Origin of the sequence: Oribacterium sp. WCC10 (genome assembly GCF_900113415.1) — a bacterium.
Taxonomy (GTDB): domain Bacteria; phylum Bacillota; class Clostridia; order Lachnospirales; family Lachnospiraceae; genus Oribacterium.
The window spans coordinates 177,999-195,282 of the sequence record NZ_FOPH01000005.1 but is presented as its reverse complement, the minus strand read 5'-3'; the positions used below and the strand labels follow the sequence as shown (position 1 = coordinate 195,282).

General features: G+C 42.0%; 12 protein-coding genes and 4 tRNA genes. 13 read left to right on the top strand and 3 right to left on the bottom strand.

Annotated elements, in window-relative coordinates; genetic code table 11:
* Positions 1-212 precede the first annotated feature (212 nt).
* The 8 genes from BM294_RS05600 (at position 213) to BM294_RS05560 (ending at position 6,482) form a co-directional block, all read left to right on the top strand.
* On the top strand, positions 213-1,232 hold the full coding sequence (locus BM294_RS05600; protein WP_091205603.1) for a glycosyltransferase family 2 protein: 1,020 nt from the start codon (positions 213-215) through the stop codon (positions 1,230-1,232).
* A gap of 124 nt (positions 1,233-1,356) precedes the next feature.
* Positions 1,357-1,429, top strand: a tRNA-Val gene (locus BM294_RS05595).
* 55 nt (positions 1,430-1,484) lie between these two features.
* Positions 1,485-1,558 (top strand) — tRNA-Met (locus tag BM294_RS05590).
* Between the two features lie 177 nt (positions 1,559-1,735).
* Positions 1,736-1,821, top strand: a tRNA-Ser gene (locus tag BM294_RS05585).
* A gap of 117 nt (positions 1,822-1,938) precedes the next feature.
* Positions 1,939-4,806, top strand: coding sequence for an EAL domain-containing protein (locus BM294_RS05580; RefSeq protein WP_091205602.1), 2,868 nt, complete (start codon positions 1,939-1,941; stop codon positions 4,804-4,806).
* 262 nt (positions 4,807-5,068) lie between these two features.
* On the top strand, positions 5,069-5,266 hold the full coding sequence (locus tag BM294_RS05570; RefSeq protein ID WP_091205597.1) for a hypothetical protein: 198 nt from the start codon (positions 5,069-5,071) through the stop codon (positions 5,264-5,266).
* A 122-nt stretch (positions 5,267-5,388) separates the two neighbouring features.
* Positions 5,389-5,712 (top strand): hypothetical protein, encoded by a 324-nt coding sequence (locus tag BM294_RS05565; protein ID WP_091205596.1) that lies wholly within the window; start codon positions 5,389-5,391, stop codon positions 5,710-5,712.
* A gap of 206 nt (positions 5,713-5,918) precedes the next feature.
* Entirely contained in the window at positions 5,919-6,482 is a 564-nt protein-coding gene (locus tag BM294_RS05560) for a DUF5662 family protein (RefSeq protein ID WP_091205594.1), read from the top strand.
* A 101-nt stretch (positions 6,483-6,583) separates the two neighbouring features.
* Here BM294_RS05560 and BM294_RS05555 read toward each other — a convergent pair.
* Positions 6,584-6,657: transfer RNA gene (locus BM294_RS05555), tRNA-Arg, on the bottom strand.
* A gap of 119 nt (positions 6,658-6,776) precedes the next feature.
* Positions 6,777-7,187 carry an RrF2 family transcriptional regulator gene (locus tag BM294_RS05550; protein WP_091205593.1) on the bottom strand — a complete coding sequence of 137 codons (411 nt, stop codon included), beginning with the start codon at positions 7,185-7,187 and terminating at the stop codon, positions 6,777-6,779.
* Between the two features lie 376 nt (positions 7,188-7,563).
* Here BM294_RS05550 and pflB point away from each other — a divergent pair, with 376 nt between their 5' ends.
* The 3 genes from pflB to BM294_RS05535 all read left to right on the top strand — a co-directional run bounded on the left by pflB (position 7,564) and on the right by BM294_RS05535 (position 12,633).
* Positions 7,564-9,810 (top strand): formate C-acetyltransferase, encoded by a 2,247-nt coding sequence (pflB, locus tag BM294_RS05545; protein ID WP_091205591.1) that lies wholly within the window; start codon positions 7,564-7,566, stop codon positions 9,808-9,810.
* 266 nt (positions 9,811-10,076) lie between these two features.
* Positions 10,077-10,814 carry a pyruvate formate-lyase-activating protein gene (gene pflA / locus BM294_RS05540; protein WP_207648046.1) on the top strand — a complete coding sequence of 246 codons (738 nt, stop codon included), beginning with the start codon at positions 10,077-10,079 and terminating at the stop codon, positions 10,812-10,814.
* 259 nt (positions 10,815-11,073) lie between these two features.
* Complete coding sequence (locus BM294_RS05535) at positions 11,074-12,633, top strand: helicase HerA-like domain-containing protein (protein ID WP_091205587.1); 1,560 nt, start codon at positions 11,074-11,076, stop codon at positions 12,631-12,633.
* Between the two features lie 181 nt (positions 12,634-12,814).
* Here the strand turns inward: BM294_RS05535 and BM294_RS05530 are convergent, their stop codons facing one another.
* Positions 12,815-13,681, bottom strand: coding sequence for a CPBP family intramembrane glutamic endopeptidase (locus tag BM294_RS05530; RefSeq protein WP_091205585.1), 867 nt, complete (start codon positions 13,679-13,681; stop codon positions 12,815-12,817).
* 273 nt (positions 13,682-13,954) lie between these two features.
* Here BM294_RS05530 and recJ point away from each other — a divergent pair, with 273 nt between their 5' ends.
* Positions 13,955-15,706, top strand: coding sequence for a single-stranded-DNA-specific exonuclease RecJ (gene recJ / locus BM294_RS05525; RefSeq protein ID WP_330389815.1), 1,752 nt, complete (start codon positions 13,955-13,957; stop codon positions 15,704-15,706).
* Between the two features lie 68 nt (positions 15,707-15,774).
* Positions 15,775-17,028: a serine hydroxymethyltransferase gene (gene glyA / locus BM294_RS05520; protein ID WP_091205581.1), complete on the top strand. Its 1,254-nt coding sequence runs from the start codon at positions 15,775-15,777 to the stop codon at positions 17,026-17,028.
* The last annotated feature ends 256 nt before the right edge of the window (positions 17,029-17,284 follow it).

Genomic DNA, 17,284 nt, shown 5'->3' with positions numbered 1-17,284 from the left:
GTGCGAGGATGTCGTAGTGGTTCGTTAAAATATTTATCTACTTGAATAAAAGGCTGTGTGGGGTTAAAATTTCCACGTAGCCTTTTGTTTTTATGATTTGTGAGTGTCTGCAGATGAGGGCATTATCACAAAATATGTATATGAGAAAGCAGTTTACCCTTCCCGAATATCCATGAGAATGAGCTGAACTGCTTTTGTTTTGAGGAAATATCATGAAATTAGTTAGTTTCGCTATTCCATGCTACAATTCTGCAGCATATATGGGAAAGTGTATTGAGTCTATCCTTGTGGGAGGAGATGAGGTTGAAATCATAGTTGTTGATGACGGATCTCAGAAGGATAACACCTTTGAAATAGCAAAGGAATATGAAGCAAAGTATCCCGGTATCGTAAAGGCTGTTCATCAGGAGAACGGCGGACACGGTGAGGCTGTAAACACAGGTCTCAAGAATGCCACAGGTCTGTTCTTCAAGGTGGTTGATTCTGATGACTGGCTTGATGAGGATGCACTTCCAAAGGTACTCACAAAGCTTCGTGAACTTGTTATGGAGGGCAATCCTGTAGATATGTTTGTCTGCAATTTTATTTACGATAAGGTGGGGCAGACACATAAGAAAGTCATGCGTTATACAACAGCGCTTCCTCAGGATAAGGTATTTACCTGGAAGGATGTAAAGCATTTTCATATCGGACAGTATATACTGATGCATTCGGTTATTTATCGTACACAGATGCTTAGAGACTGCAGGCTGGAGCTTCCAAAACATACATTCTACGTGGACAATATCTTCGTATATCAGCCGCTTCCGTCTGTTAAGACCATGTACTACATGAATGAGAATCTCTATCACTACTTTATAGGAAGAGATGATCAGTCTGTAAATGAAACAGTGATGATAGGCCGTATCGACCAACAGCTCAAGGTTAATCGCATAATGCTTGAGTGCTGTGATATCACGAGACTTCAGAGCCGTAAGCTTCGTAACTATATGTTCAGTTATCTCCAGATCATTACTACGGTATCGTCTGTTCTTGCGATCAAGTCAGGCCTGGATGAGAATATGCGGAAGAAAAAGGAACTTTGGAACCATATCAAAGAGACCAACTTCCCTATATGGCTCAGGATGCGTTGTTCTTTCCTTGGTCAGGGTATGAACTTCAATACAAAGGCCGGCAATAAGTTCACTATAATGTGCTATAAGATTGCTCAGAAGTTCTACGGATTTAATTGATAAGGGTGATCAAAAAACTTTTTTAAAAATTTTCAAAACATTGTTGACATAAAGCTGCTCAGTTGCTAATATATACGAGTCGCCGAGAGACAGAAACAAAAACTTCTGAAAGAAAGCGATAGACGGGGTCTTAGCTCAGCTGGGAGAGCATCTGCCTTACAAGCAGGGGGTCACAGGTTCGAGCCCTGTAGGCCCCACGTCTTCGGTCTGGACTGCGCTTTATGCGCGGCCTGGGTCGAGAAAATTAAATATGGCGAGATAGCTCAGTTGGCTAGAGCACGCGGTTCATACCCGCGGTGTCGAGGGTTCAAGTCCCCCTCTCGCTATTTTAAGGGCTCAAGGGACATCGGAAACGATGTCCCTTTTTTTCTGAAAATTCTGCCCCCTGGATAAGCTATTACTTATTGTTTTTGCAGAGGGCAAAAAATCATAAAAGTCCTTGACTCTGAACCGGAAATATTATATTATATGCAAGTCGCAAAAAGCGCGATACAAAAGAATATGCAGAGGTATCGAAGTGGTCATAACGAGGCGGTCTTGAAAACCGTTTGTCCGCAAGGGCACGTGGGTTCGAACCCCACCCTCTGCGTTTGATGAGAGTTTGCACATTGTGCAAACTCTTTTTCTTTATCAAAATATAACTTCGTGCCGATAAGTGAATAGAGATGGTATGACAAGAAAATAACCAATCTATTGGAGCTTCAGTATGCAGTTGGATGAATTCACTAAGGACTATATATTGTCAAATATAGATAAGGCTATATCCGAAGGATGGATAGAACCTTATTTTCAGCCGATCATAAGATCCTATACAGGTGAACTATGCAGTGTTGAGATTCTGGCAAGATGGATTGATCCTGAACGCGGAATGATTTCTCCTGCTTTGTTTATTCCGGTTCTTGAGGAAAACGGCATTTCTTATAAGCTTGATCTTTATATCGCAACAAGAGCTATAACGACTCTTCAGTACAGACTTCGTCATGGACTTAGTACTGTTCCTGTGTCGATAAACATTTCCCGTTCGGACTTTGAACATTGTGATCCTGCAAGAATCATAGCTGATGCCTGTGATAAGCATGGGGTCAGACATGATATGATCGCGATTGAAATCACTGAAACTGCAATCATATCTGATAATGGATTGATAAAAAGTGCTATTGAACGTTTTCATAAAGCCGGATTTGAAGTTTTGATGGACGATTTTGGAAGCGGTTATTCTTCATTGAATGTTCTTAAAGATTTTGATTTTGATGAAATAAAGATAGATATGGGATTTCTCAGAGATTTTAATGAGAAATCCAAAACCATCGTCACTATGGCGGTAAGGATGGCAAAAAATCTCGGTATACATACTCTTGCGGAGGGCGTTGAAACAAAGGAACATCTGGATTTTCTTCGAGGTATAGGGTGTGAACGTATACAGGGCTATTATTACGGCGCGCCAAAGGCATTGAATGATGCCATTGCTAATCTTGAGGCAAAGAATATATGCATTGAAAGCAGAGAATCATACACGCTGTATCAGAAGGTAGGGCTGATTGATGTTATGACAGACACCCCGTTGGCTTTGTTTTTCTATGATGGTCACAGATTTGAAAACTTGTTCATTAATGATGCTTATATGAATGAGGTGCCGGCGTACAGGTATGATACGTTGAAAACAATAGACATCGGTATGAACTCTTTGGATACGCCTTTAAGCCGTAAATTCAGAGATCTGGCGGATAATGCCTCAAAAAGCGGCAAAAAAGAAGTTATGACATTTGTGTACTTTGATAAGTATTTTCACTTTTCTTTTGTATTGGCCGGAAAGGCCAGAAAGGGCGTTGTTCTGTCTGCGGAGCTGGATGGCAAGGTTTATAACAGGATCAGGATTTCTGAGTATGTTGATAAGATACTGCGGAACGTGGCTTCGATTTATGAATGTATATATCTGCTTGATCTTGAGAACAAAACAAGAACAGTTATAGTGAGTAATGTTGAAGGTGAATCTGAGGGGGATGTAATCCCAAGCACCGACATTTTCACAAAAGGGGTTCTGAAAGGAAGGCTGTATTGTGATGAAGAACTTAAGTGGAATATATTTTCGAATAAAGAATATATTCTCGACAGGATAGAGCAATCGGGAGAGGGATATTTTTCTGATTTTTTCCTTGTGAAAAAAGATGACGGTAATTATGTATGGATGGAAATGCTTCTTTTATCTGTGAACGAAAAAAGGGATGACAAGATTCTTCTGTGTATAAGGCCGGCACCTATAGAGAGCCTTACGGCGGAAGGCAAGAGAGACTATGTTAAGAGGATACTAAAGTATGGATATCTGACGCTGGATAAGGAAGATGCGCTGGAATCGGATATATGGAAATCCCTGGTGGATGAAAGTAATTTGAGGCTGTTCTGGAAGGATAAGGACAGGAGATTCCTCGGAGCCAGCAGATCGTTCCGTAAGTATTATGGATTTACATCTGATGAGGATTTTATAGGCAAGACCGATGAGGAGATGGGATGGCACTTGAATGATGCGCCCTTTGCGTCGGATGAATATGATGTGCTCACAAAAGGAGAGGCGATTTACAATGCTTCTACCATAAATGTTGTTGATGGTGTATCTCATCATATCATTGCGTCAAAGATACCTATATACAGTGATAATCACATCGTGGGACTGGTAGGTTATATGGTGGATGCGGACTATGACGTTATCGCCGATGGCCCGAAGAGAGACTTAAGGTTTGTTGATCCTGTAACGGGCTTTATGAATGCTCAGGGGCTAATGAATACTTTGGCTGAACTTGATAACAACTATCGCACAAATGGTGAGACCTATACCTATATCGCATTGCATGTAGACGGTTACAGCGACGTGCTTGTGGATTATGGAGGCGAAGTTGCCATGAAGCTTCTTAAGGAAATCGCTGCAGTTATCAAAAAGTCCTTCAGTGATAATGCGGCTATCTCCAGAAATGAGGGCGCCCGATTCGGCATCTGTGAGAGAAACAAATCCATAGATCTGATATTGAATTGCATAAGTGAATGTATGACACTTATCAATTCTATAACTGAGATTGATTCACGAAAATGCCGGCTTAGCGTTCATTGCGGAACAGCAAACGGACTCGAGACCGAGGGTTTTAACGGTATAGCTGAAGTGGCTACTAACAGACTGAGAAAAGCCAGACGCCTGAAGAATGCTGATAATCTTTTGGAAGGAGAGGTGCTGCCTGATCTCTATAAGGATATGCCTCTTCCGGCAGTCATGGTGAGACCGCACATGGGTAAAGGCGATAAGGCTCCGAAGGATATGATCTTTGTATTCGTGAACAAGGCATACTGTGATATGACCGGTAAGAGCAGAGAAGATCTGTTGGGACACGGGTATCTTGAGGTATTCCCTCAAACCGATAAAAACTGGATCGATATGACTTACAAAGCGGTCAAAGGAGATGTCGTTCATTCGAAACTCTATGACGGGGCAACACATCATTGGCTCAGGTTCGCTGCATCTCCGGCGGATGAGCCCGGAACATGCTTCGTTATATGCGACGTTTGTGATGATGAAAAAGCTGAAGCTTAGTGAGTGGCAAAAGCTGAGACGTTGTTCGTCCGGTTTGGCTTTTGGTGGTGCAAAATCAATGGATAAAAAAGCGGGTAATGTAGAAAAAATATCTACATTAGCCGCTTTTTTGGCGGAATATGATGATTGTATTTTTGTATATTGCATACATAAAAATAAATTAAATTTATAGTTGCATTAATTAATATAAATGCTATAATCAAGCATGTTTTTGTGAAAAACAAAACATAGTGGGTATTTTAAGTAAGGAGAGTAAAGAATAATGACTAAGTTATTGTACAAGGGTACAAGCTTCGCCGGTGGTCTTACAAACGGCAAGATGTATGAGGTTGAGGACATGAATCAGTTTTGTGTATCTGTTATCGATGATAGCGGTGAGCAGCACTTCTATTCAAAGGTTAATCCTTGTAAGTTCGGAAGCATCGGCATGAAGGGCGTATGGTCAGAGGTTTCTAAATAAATTTATTTAAATTTAATAAATGACCTTTATATTAATCTGTTATGATGAAATAGACAATTGTATATCTGTTCATTTGTTTGGACAGACATGGCAGATGTGGGCGCAGCCTAAGGAGGTCATTTATGGATGAGACGAGAGCTGTTCTTGGATGGGTTTCACCTAATGGTACCTTTACTCCGTATGACTGGGGAGAGCATACAGAGGGAGCCGTTGAGATAATCAACAAAAACGGTTGGTACCATGAGTTTTGTGAGCGTTACTGTGCAAATGAGCGTGATTTTCTGTGTGATAAGGGATATTGCCTTTTGCATGATCCCGGAAGGGATAATATATCAGCGACGCATATCCGGCCGCTGACGTCCAGGCAAAGAGATTTTCTGTATGATTATTTCATTAAGCTCGGCGATCATAAGAAAGCCAATCACATGCTGGTTGATGAATTCTGAAATATACGTTTAATGGCGGAGGGGTTTTATGCCTCTCCGTTTTTGTTTTGGTTGAAAAAACTGAATTATTGATTAACATTAATGTAAATCAATGATGCGCAACACACATTTTGCAAAAAGAGTTTGTATCATACTTATTTCCGGTTAAGACCGTAATCGTTGAAGTGAAGTTTTGGACCGGTGTACAGCAGGAAGGAAGTTTTTGTATGAATTATCTCGGAAATGCATGGAGACATTTCATGACAGTGAACAGACATAAATGGGAGGTGATGAAGAATTGCTTCCGGATAGGCTTGTATAAACAGGGGATACTGCATGATCTTTCCAAATATTCATGGACGGAATTTAAGACTGGGATAATGTATTTTCAGGGCAACAGAAGCCCCAATACGGCGGAGAGGCTGGAAACGGGTGTTTCTGTTGCGTGGCTTCATCATAAGGGCCGTAATAAGCATCATTATGAGTACTGGTGTGATTATGATATTGATCATAAGGGTGAATTGATCGGATGTCGTATGCCATATAGATATGTTGCTGAGATGTTTTGCGACAGAGTTGCTGCTTCAAAGATATACAAGGGCAAAGAATATGATGACGGATGCCCGTGGGAGTATTATCTTCCGGCAAAGGAGACAAAACTTATTGAAGCCAAAACCAAGCAGGAGCTTGAAGAACTTCTTCTGATGCTGAAGAATGAAGGCGAAGAAAAGACTTTTGAGTATCTGAAGTCAGAAGTAGCCAGGCGTAAAAGAGAACATGATGGTTTTTAAAGGATCCCGGTCGTTATATGCGGCCGGGATTCTCTGCTGATAAGTTAAAAAATCTTGAGAAAACAAAAAACCTGAATCACAGAAGTGATTCAGGTTAAATATGCGTGCGACAGGATTCGAACCCACGACCTTCTGGTCCGTAGCCAGACGCTCTATCCAGCTGAGCTACGCACGCATTTGTTTTGTGTCCCTCAAGACGTGTGTAATAATACTCAATTACAAAGTGAAAGTCAAGAACAAATTTAAAATTTTTTTGATGGAATATTTGAAAGCACTGAAATAAGCAGCGTTTCCTCAGATTTTGTTATTCACAAGATCATCCAGAGTGTATTTGTTTACGACATTATATATCGCTTCATCTATTTCCTTATATAGAGGATAGGAAGGACAATGAGTGGACTTCTCACAGACAGATGAGCCGTTTATGCATTCAACCGGGGACAGACTGCCTTCAGCAGCTTCAAGTATGTCTCCGACTTTTATCTCTGAGATAGGGCGTGTGAAAAGGTAACCACCCTTTGCACCTCTGATGGACTTCAAAAAGCCGCCTTTTACCATAAGGGAAATGATCTGTTCAAGATACTTGGTGGAAAAACCCTGTCGATCGGATATTTCCTTGATACTGACAGGAGTGACTCCGTCATAGTTTTGAGCGATGTCTATAAGGGTTGAAAGGGCATAGCGCCCCTTTGTTGAAATCATCATGATAAATAACCTCCGATAATGACTTTGGATTAATCCTACCATAGGACTAGAGATTGTTCAAGGATGTAGAAATACATGTTTTATGTCAAAAACAAAACTTATAAAGCTTAGTGTTTTTATATGAAAACATGCAAAATTAAGACCTTTGCTATATTGACTAATTATTATCAAAATAATATACTTTCGATGCTTGAATTGATTGGTATTCTGTATACATAAATTTAATTAATGTTGCATAGGCAACATACAATTCGGGCTTACAGGTTTATTCTTTATGTATCAGAGGAGGAGAGCTACAGAGGTGACGGGGAAGACCGATGTAGATATTAGGGACTGATACTTAAGATAAGACAAAGGTTATATTGGAGGAAAAGACATGAGAGAGGAATGGAGAGGCTTTAATGCCGGACATTGGACAAGTGACGTAAACGTACGTTCATTCATTCAGAACAACTACACACCATATGATGGTGATGATAGTTTCCTTGAGGGACCTACAGATGCTACAAAGGAGCTCTGGGATGAGGTTCAGGGATTACAGAAGGAAGAGAGAGCTAAGGGCGGAGTTCTTGATATGGAGACAAAGGTTGTTTCCGGTATCACAGCATACGATGCTGCTTACATTACTGCCGATTCCAAGGATAAGGAGCAGGTAGTGGGTCTTCAGACTGATAAGCCTCTTAAGAGAGCATTCATGCCATACGGCGGAATCAAGATGGCAGAGCAGGCTTGTACAACATACGGTTATACACCGGATCCGCTTCTTCACAAGATTTTCACAGAGTATCACAAGACACACAATCAGGGAGTATTTGATGCTTACACACCGGAGATGAAGAAGGTTCGTCACGCTCATATCCTCACAGGTCTTCCTGATACATACGGCCGTGGACGTATCGTTGGCGACTATAGAAGAATCGCCCTTTACGGTATCGACTTCCTTATCGAAGAGAAGAAGAAGGATTTCGACAACTGTGGCGATGGAACAATGACAGATGCGATCGTTCGTCAGAGAGAAGAAATCGCTGATCAGATGAGAGCACTCCGTCAGATGAAGGAGATGGCTGCATCTTACGGCTATGACATTTCTGTTCCTGCCAAGAATGCAAAGGAAGCTGTTCAGTGGCTTTACTTTGGATACCTTGCTGCCATCAAGACACAGAACGGTGCCGCAATGTCAGTAGGTCGTGTATCTACATTCCTTGATATCTATATCACAAGAGACCTTAAAGAGGGTACTCTTACAGAGAAGGAAGCTCAGGAGCTTATCGATCATTTCGTTATGAAGCTTCGTATGGTTAAGTTCGCAAGAATTCCTTCATACAATCAGCTTTTCTCAGGTGACCCTGTATGGGCTACACTTGAGGTTGCAGGTATGGGTCAGGATGGTCGTTCAATGGTTACAAAGAACGATTACCGTTTCCTTCACACACTTGAGAACATGGGACCTGCACCGGAGCCAAACCTTACAGTTCTTTATACAAAGAGACTTCCTGAGACATTCAAGAAGTATGCTGCAAAGATCTCTGTAACAACATCTTCTATCCAGTATGAGAATGATGATGTTATGAGACCTGTATGGGGCGATGATTACTCAATCTGCTGCTGTGTATCTGCTACACAGACAGGTAAGGAGATGCAGTTCTTCGGAGCTCGTGCAAACCTTGCAAAGTGCCTCCTTTACGCTATCAACGGCGGTGTTGATGAGAAGCTTAAGGAGCAGATCGGACCTGAGTACAAGCCTATCACATCAGAGTACCTTGACTATGATGAGGTTTGCCACAAGTATGATCAGATGATGGATTGGCTTGCAGGCGTTTATGTAAACGTTCTTAATCTTATCCAGTACATGCACGACAAGTACTTCTATGAGGCAGCTGAGATGGCTCTTATCGATACAGATGTACGCCGCACATTCGCTACAGGTATCGCAGGCTTCTCACACGTAGTAGATTCACTTTCAGCTATCAAGTATGCTAAGGTTAAGACTGTTCGTGATGAGGATGGCCTTGTAGTAGATTATGAGGTTGAGGGTGATTTCCCTAAGTATGGTAATGATGATGACCGTGCAGATGAGATCGCTGTTGATCTTCTTAAGACATTCCTTAACAAGATCAAGAAGCACCACACCTACAGAGATTCAGAGCCTACAACATCTATCCTTACTATCACATCAAACGTAGTATACGGTAAGGCAACAGGTGCTATGCCTGACGGACGTCCGGCAGGTGCTCCACTTTCACCTGGAGCAAACCCAAGCTACGGTGCAGAGAACTCAGGACTTCTTGCATCTCTTAACTCGGTTGCAAAGCTTCCTTATGAGTATGCACTTGACGGTATTTCAAATACTCAGACAATCAACCCTTCAGCACTCGGACATAACGAGGATGAGCAGGCTACAACACTCGTAAGAGTTATGGACGGTTACTTCTCAAAGGGCGCTCATCACGTAAATGTAAATGTGTTTGGTGTTGAGAAGCTTAAGGATGCTATGGAGCACCCAGAGAAGCCAGAGTACGCTAACTTTACAATCCGTGTATCAGGTTATGCAGTTAAGTTCATCGATCTTACAAGAGAGCAGCAGCTTGATGTAATTTCAAGAACTGAGCATAAGGCACTCTGATTTTACAAATTCTGAAATACTGAGTCATTCAATGATTCAGGGACATAAGTTCCGTTTATTTATTCATTGAGTGTCATTAATGAGTTGTCATGTATTTGACTCTGGTATCGTTTTATGATAATGGCTCAGGAAATAAGATAATACAAAAGAACTTTGAAAACAGGCCGCCGCTTTCTTTTGAGAGTGGCGGTTTGTTTTATCTCAAATGTGTTGGATCGTGACGGAACATGATTGAACACAAAGTTATTTATTCAGGAGGAACGATTATGGCTGAAGCAATTAAAGGAGCAATCCACAGCATTGAAACATTTGGATCTGTAGATGGTCCCGGAGTGAGATACATAGTATTTCTTAAGGGATGCAATATGCGCTGCCGCTATTGCCATAATCCTGATACCTGGGACTTTCATAGTGAAGATATGCGTACAGCAGACGATATTCTCGAACACGCAGTCAGATACCGTGATTATTGGGGCGAAGATGGAGGAATAACTGTAAGCGGTGGTGATCCGCTCATCCAGATAGATTTCGTCATTGATCTCTTTGAAAAGGCTAAGGCTATGGGTATCAACACATGTCTCGATACTTCTGCGCAGCCTTTTACAAGGGAGGAGCCATTCTTCAGTAAGTTCAATCGTCTTATCAAAGTTACCGATACAGTGCTTTTTGATATCAAGGAAATCGATGATGAAAAGCATAAGAAGCTTACCGGACATACCAACAGGAACATACTTGATTGTTGCTCATATCTTAGCGAGCAGGGCGTAGATATGTGGATACGTCATGTGCTGGTTCCGGGACTTACTGATTCCGATGAAGAGCTCATTGCGACCAGGAAGTTCATAGATACTCTTAAGACAGTGAAGAAGGTTGAGGTACTGCCATATCACAGTCTCGGTGTTTTCAAGTATGAGAAGCTTGGAATCAAGTATACATTGGGTGATGTTAAGGCTCCTGACAATGCACTTGTAAAGCATGCAGAGGAACTTCTCGGAATAGCCTGAAGCGCTGGTTTTGCTGTTATGTGAAAAGATACTCTCATAGTATAAATTTGCCTTTTGCTTGTGTTAAAATAGATGCAGAGAAGGTATGTTTTGTGTACTTAATACCTGATGGTTACGCAGGTTAATAATAAAGAGATCAAAAAGACATCTGTAAATAATAGGATAATACGAAAAATTCATTTACAGAGTCCTACTGATATGACTGTATGTCAGAATAACGGCTTAAAATCAGCGGTGATAGGTGAGGAGGCATTCATTTATGGTATTTGAAAATAAGGTTTGGATGGGGCTTGATGTTGATACATCCGAAAAGGTATGTATATTGCCCGGTATGGCAAACAGACACGGACTTATCGCGGGTGCTACCGGAACAGGAAAGACAGTGACACTGAAAGTTATGGCAGAGTCATTCAGTGATATGGGAGTTCCTGTATTTCTCTCTGATGTAAAGGGGGATCTCGCAGGAATGATTGCTCCCGGAGTTGATAGCGATGATATGAGAAAACGAATTGAGAAATTCGGACTCTCCGATGCAGGATTTTCATATCAGGCATATCCTACACAGTTTTGGGATATCAGTGGCAGAAAAGGACTCCCTCTGCGTACCACCGTCAGTGAATTCGGCCCTACTTTACTTTCACGTATTCTTGGTTTGACTGATCTTCAGGCGAATATACTGACCATCATTTTCAGAATAGCTGATGAGGAGAATCTGCTCCTGCTGGATTCAAAGGATCTGCGCGCCATGGTTCAGTATGTTGCCCAGAATAACAAGAAGTACAGTGCAGAGTATGGAAACATGACTACAGCTTCTCTGAATGCGATACTTCGTTCTGTAGTAGCGTTGGAGACAGCCGGAGGTGACAGTTTCTTCGGAGAACCTGCGATAGACATTCATGACTTCTTCAAAACTGACGGTGCCGGCAAGGGAATGATCAACATTCTTGATGCCGAGAGTACCATACAGAACCCTGTGATTTATTCCACATTTATGCTCTATATGCTTTCTGAGCTTTTTGAACAGATGCCTGAGATGGGAGATCCGGAAAAGCCTAAGATGGTATTTTTCTTTGACGAAGCACATCTTCTGTTTAATGGTGCTCCAAAGGTGCTGGTAGATAAGATCGAGCAGGTTGTCAAGCTGATTCGGTCAAAAGGAATAGGCGTTTATTTCATAACTCAGAATCCTTCAGATATCCCCGATGGTGTACTTGCACAGCTTGGGAATAAGGTTCAGCATGCACTTCATGCGTATACCCCTGCTGAAGAGAAGAAGGTTAAAGCGGCTGCGTCATCGTTCCGGGTTAATAAGAACTTTGATACTGCAACGGTACTTCAAAACCTGGGAACAGGCGAAGCGCTCATTTCTTTCCTTGATAATGAAGGAAAACCTGAGATGGTGAGGAACTGTAAGGTGCTTCCGCCGAGATCCATGATGGGACCCGTGGATGATACTTCCAGGCTTGCTGTCATAAACAGATCTGATCTTTGCGGTAAATATGATGAAACCATAGACAGAGACTCGGCATATGAGTTCTTTAAGAGGCTTACTGATGAAGCAACTGCGGAAGCTGCGAGAATGGAAGCGGAAAAGCAGGCTGAAAAGGAGGCGGCTGAGAGGGCAAAGGCACAGGCTAAGCTTGACAGAACAAAAACAAATGCAGTGAAATCTGTAGGAAGATCTACAGCGGGAACTTTGGGGCGTGAAGCCGGAGGCGCCATCGGAAAGACTTTCCTTGGAAGCTTTGGCAAGCGCGTTGGCGGAAATATCGGCGCGGCACTTGGAAGAGGCATCCTTGATACTTTGTTCAATAAATGATGTGTTGCTTATCATCAGTGATTGGAAAATGCTTTTGACACTCACGTCATGAGATACTTGTATGATAGTAAAAAAGACTTTGTTTAAGGCTGTAAAAGCCCGGAACAAAGTCTTTTGTGATATAAAAGGATAATTGCCAGTGGGAATTACTCCCTGACAGGTGCGCTTATGTGGTGGAGCATTATATAAGAATGCTCAGCACTGTTATGATAAGGAAAAATGCTGTCACCAGGATGACAGGGATGGTGGTGAACCACTGTCTGCAGATACCTAGGAGATTGGATTCATTTTTGAATGCGGCGATAATCTGCTTGAAATTGAAGATCAGGCTGACAAGGATTGCAAGCATGCCTCCATAGATCATAACGAAATAAATGACCTGTACTGAAATGTGTTCTTCGATATAATTGTTCATTACAGTAGCAAGAATATTGTTGCTTGCGTGTATAAAGATAGAGAAAGGAAGGCCATAGGTATCCCTTGTCCATGCAAAAATGAGCCCGATCAACACTGCTGTAGGGAACTGCACGATATTTAAGTGCATGAGCCCGAAAAAGAAGGATGTGATGATGATGGCAAAAATTTTTCCGTATTTTCTGAGGTAACCAAAGATAAGACCACGGAAGAAACATTCTTCAAGAACAGGGGCTGCAGCAAAGGTGTAAAAAAATGCCCAGAACCCGGTCATGCCATAGCCTGATGCAACATCTTTGGAATACTGCATGTCATATCCTATAGTTGATAGCCAGTCAATAAGAGGCATGGTGACGAAATTGCCGATACCCTGCACACCGTAAACCATAAGGATAAGCCATAGAAATATCAAAGGATTGAACTTCTTATATCTGAGATTCAGGTCTGCGGTTCCGAAGATGAGAAGAATAACTATAGTTGAAACAATGCCTGAAACCATCAGTGAAAACTCCTCAATCCTGTAAATATCAGAACCATATTCTGTCAATAGTAAACCACCGTACTGAAACATGATTTCAAACAGAAGAAGTGCGATGGCAATCTTTGAAAAGGCTGATTTTGTAGTATTTTTCATATAATCTTATATCTCCAAAGAATGGTCAAATAATGAGTGTAAACTTTTTTGGGATTACAAAGTATAAAACAACCACTATGATTGAGAATTGTGATATACTCAACACTGTTTGCATATATTTAGTGTGTGCCAAGAAAGTATTATACATCATTTTGATGTAAGTGTCATAATTCCATAAGGGACAGAGATGTAATATTTATTAAGGGAAATGTTGATTATATCGCTTCCCCGGATCTCTCTCATAAGATTATCGGTAATAAATAAGGAATATATATGAAAAAATGGTTTTTATATAATAAAAAAGCTGATTTCAAGGCAATAGCCGACAAATACGGTATCGATCAGGTGACTGCGAGAATATTGAGAAATAGGGATATTAACTCTGACAGTCAGATAAATCAGTTTCTGCATGGTTCTCTGGAGGAGGATCTTCATTCACCGTTGTATCTTCCGGATGCCATCAAATGTATGAATCAGTTAAACAGAGCTATCGCTGAGAAAAAGCATATCAGAGTAGTCGGAGACTATGATGTGGACGGTGTTTGTGCCACTTATATTCTGGTCAGGGGCTTAAGAAGACTTGGGGCTCAGGTGGATTATGTTCTGCCTGACCGCATCAGGGATGGATACGGCATTAATGTAGACATTATAAACAAAGCAAAGGAAGACGGGGTTCAGGTCATACTTACCTGTGATAACGGAATTGCAGCTATAGATGAACTTAAGCATGCAAGAGAACTTGGAATTACGGTGCTTGTTACGGATCATCATGACGTACGACAGAATCAGGATGAGGACTACGGCTGCGAATCCAGAGATATTCTTCCACCGGCTAGTGCGGTGGTTGACCCGAAAAGAGAAGACAACAGGTATCCTTATCCGGAGATATGCGGAGCCGTTGTGGCATGGAAGATCATCATAATGATGTATCAGAATCATGCAATTCCTGAGGAGGAGTACTATGAATTCCTTGAATTTGCTGCAATTGCAACCATCTGTGATGTTATGGAGCTAAAGGATGAGAACAGAACCATAGTCAAGTTTGGGCTGCAGCAGCTTAAGCAGACCACAAATCCGGGACTCAGGGCTTTGCTTCAGGTTCAGGAGCTGCTTACTCAGGAGCATATCACTTCATATCATATCGGATACATTATAGGTCCCTGCATCAATGCCGGCGGCAGACTCCGTTCCGCAGAGATAGCATTGGATCTTTTCCTGACTGATGATGTCAGCGAGGCATTTGATAAGGCTGTAAGGCTTAAGGAACTCAATGATTCCCGTAAGACCATGACTATTGCGGCTACCAATCAGGCGATTGAGATGGTGGAGAAGTACTATATGAGAGACATGGTGCTTGTTGTTTATATCCCAGGGCTCCATGAGAGTCTTGCAGGTATCATCGCAGGCAGGCTTCGTGAAAGGTTCTATAAGCCGTCATTTGTTATAACAAGAGCAGAGGGTGATGAGGCAGGAGAACCTTTGGTTAAGGGATCCGGAAGAAGTATAGAAGGGTATTCCATGTCCGGGCATCTGCAGGAGGTTAGTGATCTGCTGCTTAAGTGGGGAGGTCATCCCATGGCTGCAGGATTCACTCTTCTTGAGAGGAATGTGGAAAGTTTCAGAGCAGAACTTAACCGTAGATGCACGCTTGGAAAGGAACAGCTTGTTGATAAGCTTTGGATAGATGTTCCTATGCCGATTGATTATATTTCGGATAACCTCATCCATGATTTTGAAAAGCTGGAGCCGTTTGGCAAGGGAAATGAAAAACCCTGTTTTGCCACCAAAAATCTTGGCATTGCAGACTGTAAGGTATTTGGTAAAAACAGAAATGTAGTTAAAATGCGTCTTCTTTCGGAATCCGGTTGCTTAATGGACGGGTTAATATTTACAAATGGAGATGAATTTTTAAGAGAAAAGGGCAGAAATGCCAAAATAGATGTGGTTTACTATCCTCAGATTAATGAATATAATGGGAATCAAAGTCTTCAGATCATAATCGATGATTATCAGCTGAAGCCTTAATCCGGTTCAGGTGAGACATGATTTATGTCATCACTTAACCAAATTAATGTTTATAAGTGGAGGTAACTATGATCAAGGAAGTGATGGATTACATTGCAGCAGCCGATCCAGAGGTTGGGAATCTCATCATCAAAGAGTACGAGCGCCAGCAGAACAATATTGAGCTTATCGCATCCGAAAACATCCTGTCTGATGTGTCGATGCTTTCTATGGGAACTGTACTCACCAACAAGTATGCTGAAGGCTACCCTGGTAAGCGTTATTATGGTGGATGCGTTAACGTAGATGATATCGAAACTATAGCCATTGAGCGTGCCAAGAAGCTCTTTAATTGTGAGTATGCCAATGTTCAGCCTCATTCCGGAGCGCAGGCAAATATGGCTGTTACCATGGCTATATGTAAGCCGGGAGATACGATACTTGGTATGTCACTTGATGCCGGCGGACATCTCACACACGGTTCTGCTGCCAATTTCTCAGGCGAATATTTCAACATAGTGCCTTACGGTGTCAATGCTGATGGCTACATTGATTATGATGAGGTAGAGGCTCTGGCAGTAAGGGAAAAGCCAAAGATGATCATAGCAGGTGCTTCTGCATATCCAAGGATCATTGATTTCAAGCGTTTCCGTGAGATAGCAGACAAGGTGGGAGCTGTTCTTTGGGTAGATATGGCACATATTGCCGGTCTTGTTGCAGCAGGTATTCATCCGTCACCTATTCCATACGCACATGTAGTTACCACCACAACACATAAGACGTTACGCGGACCAAGAGGCGGTCTTATTCTTTCAAGCGAAGAAATTGCCAGGAAGTACAATTTCAACAAGGCTGTATTTCCGGGATGTCAGGGCGGACCGCTTGAGCATGTCATCGCAGGAAAGGCTGTATGTTTCGGTGAGGCTCTTAAGCCGGAATTCAAGGAGTATCAGACACAGCTTGTAAAGAACTGTAAGGCTCTTGCGGAAGCTATGGTTGCTCAGGGATTTAAGCTTGTATCAGGCGGTACTGACAATCATCTCATGCTTGTTGACCTTACAAATATTCCGGAGCTTACAGGTAAAGTTCTTCAGAATAACTGTGATGAGGTTAATATCACTCTCAATCGTAATGCTATTCCGAATGATCCTCGTTCACCATTCGTTACCTCCGGTGTTCGTATCGGTACAGCAGCGGTTACAACTCGTGGCTTCAAGGAAGAGGATATGGCACCTATCGCAGAGTGCATCTGGAAGGCAGCAACTGATTTTGAGAATTCAAAGGACGAAATCAAGGCTAAGGTTGCTGAACTTACGAAGAAGTATCCGATTTACGAGGGTTGAATATAAAAATGACGTACCAATGACATCTGTGTTTTGAGTTCAGAATTCGATGCCCGGCGCGGTCGGCTCACTTCATCCCAAACGGACGTGAAATCGAACTTCATGGTGCCAGCTCACGGCGTTGAAAGTACATTCCAATCAAAAAGTCCGTCAGCGATTGAACATTTATATGTTCATCTCTGATGGACTTTTTTCAGTACATGTTCTTTCAAGCAGCAAGCTTAGTCTCCATTAAAGCTTCGATTTCACTGAGAGC

Bases quoted from the DNA above. Each gene is read 5' to 3' on its own strand.
- BM294_RS05600 (WP_091205603.1), top strand. From the start codon at position 213: ATGAAATTAGTTAGTTTCGCTATTCCATGCTACAATTCTGCAGCATAT.
- BM294_RS05580 (WP_091205602.1), top strand. From the start codon at position 1,939: ATGCAGTTGGATGAATTCACTAAGGACTATATATTGTCAAATATAGAT.
- BM294_RS05570 (WP_091205597.1), top strand. From the start codon at position 5,069: ATGACTAAGTTATTGTACAAGGGTACAAGCTTCGCCGGTGGTCTTACA.
- BM294_RS05565 (WP_091205596.1), top strand. From the start codon at position 5,389: ATGGATGAGACGAGAGCTGTTCTTGGATGGGTTTCACCTAATGGTACC.
- BM294_RS05560 (WP_091205594.1), top strand. From the start codon at position 5,919: ATGAATTATCTCGGAAATGCATGGAGACATTTCATGACAGTGAACAGA.
- BM294_RS05550 (WP_091205593.1), bottom strand. From the start codon at position 7,187: ATGATGATTTCAACAAAGGGGCGCTATGCCCTTTCAACCCTTATAGAC.
- pflB (WP_091205591.1), top strand. From the start codon at position 7,564: ATGAGAGAGGAATGGAGAGGCTTTAATGCCGGACATTGGACAAGTGAC.
- pflA (WP_207648046.1), top strand. From the start codon at position 10,077: ATGGCTGAAGCAATTAAAGGAGCAATCCACAGCATTGAAACATTTGGA.
- BM294_RS05535 (WP_091205587.1), top strand. From the start codon at position 11,074: ATGGTATTTGAAAATAAGGTTTGGATGGGGCTTGATGTTGATACATCC.
- BM294_RS05530 (WP_091205585.1), bottom strand. From the start codon at position 13,681: ATGAAAAATACTACAAAATCAGCCTTTTCAAAGATTGCCATCGCACTT.
- recJ (WP_330389815.1), top strand. From the start codon at position 13,955: ATGAAAAAATGGTTTTTATATAATAAAAAAGCTGATTTCAAGGCAATA.
- glyA (WP_091205581.1), top strand. From the start codon at position 15,775: ATGATCAAGGAAGTGATGGATTACATTGCAGCAGCCGATCCAGAGGTT.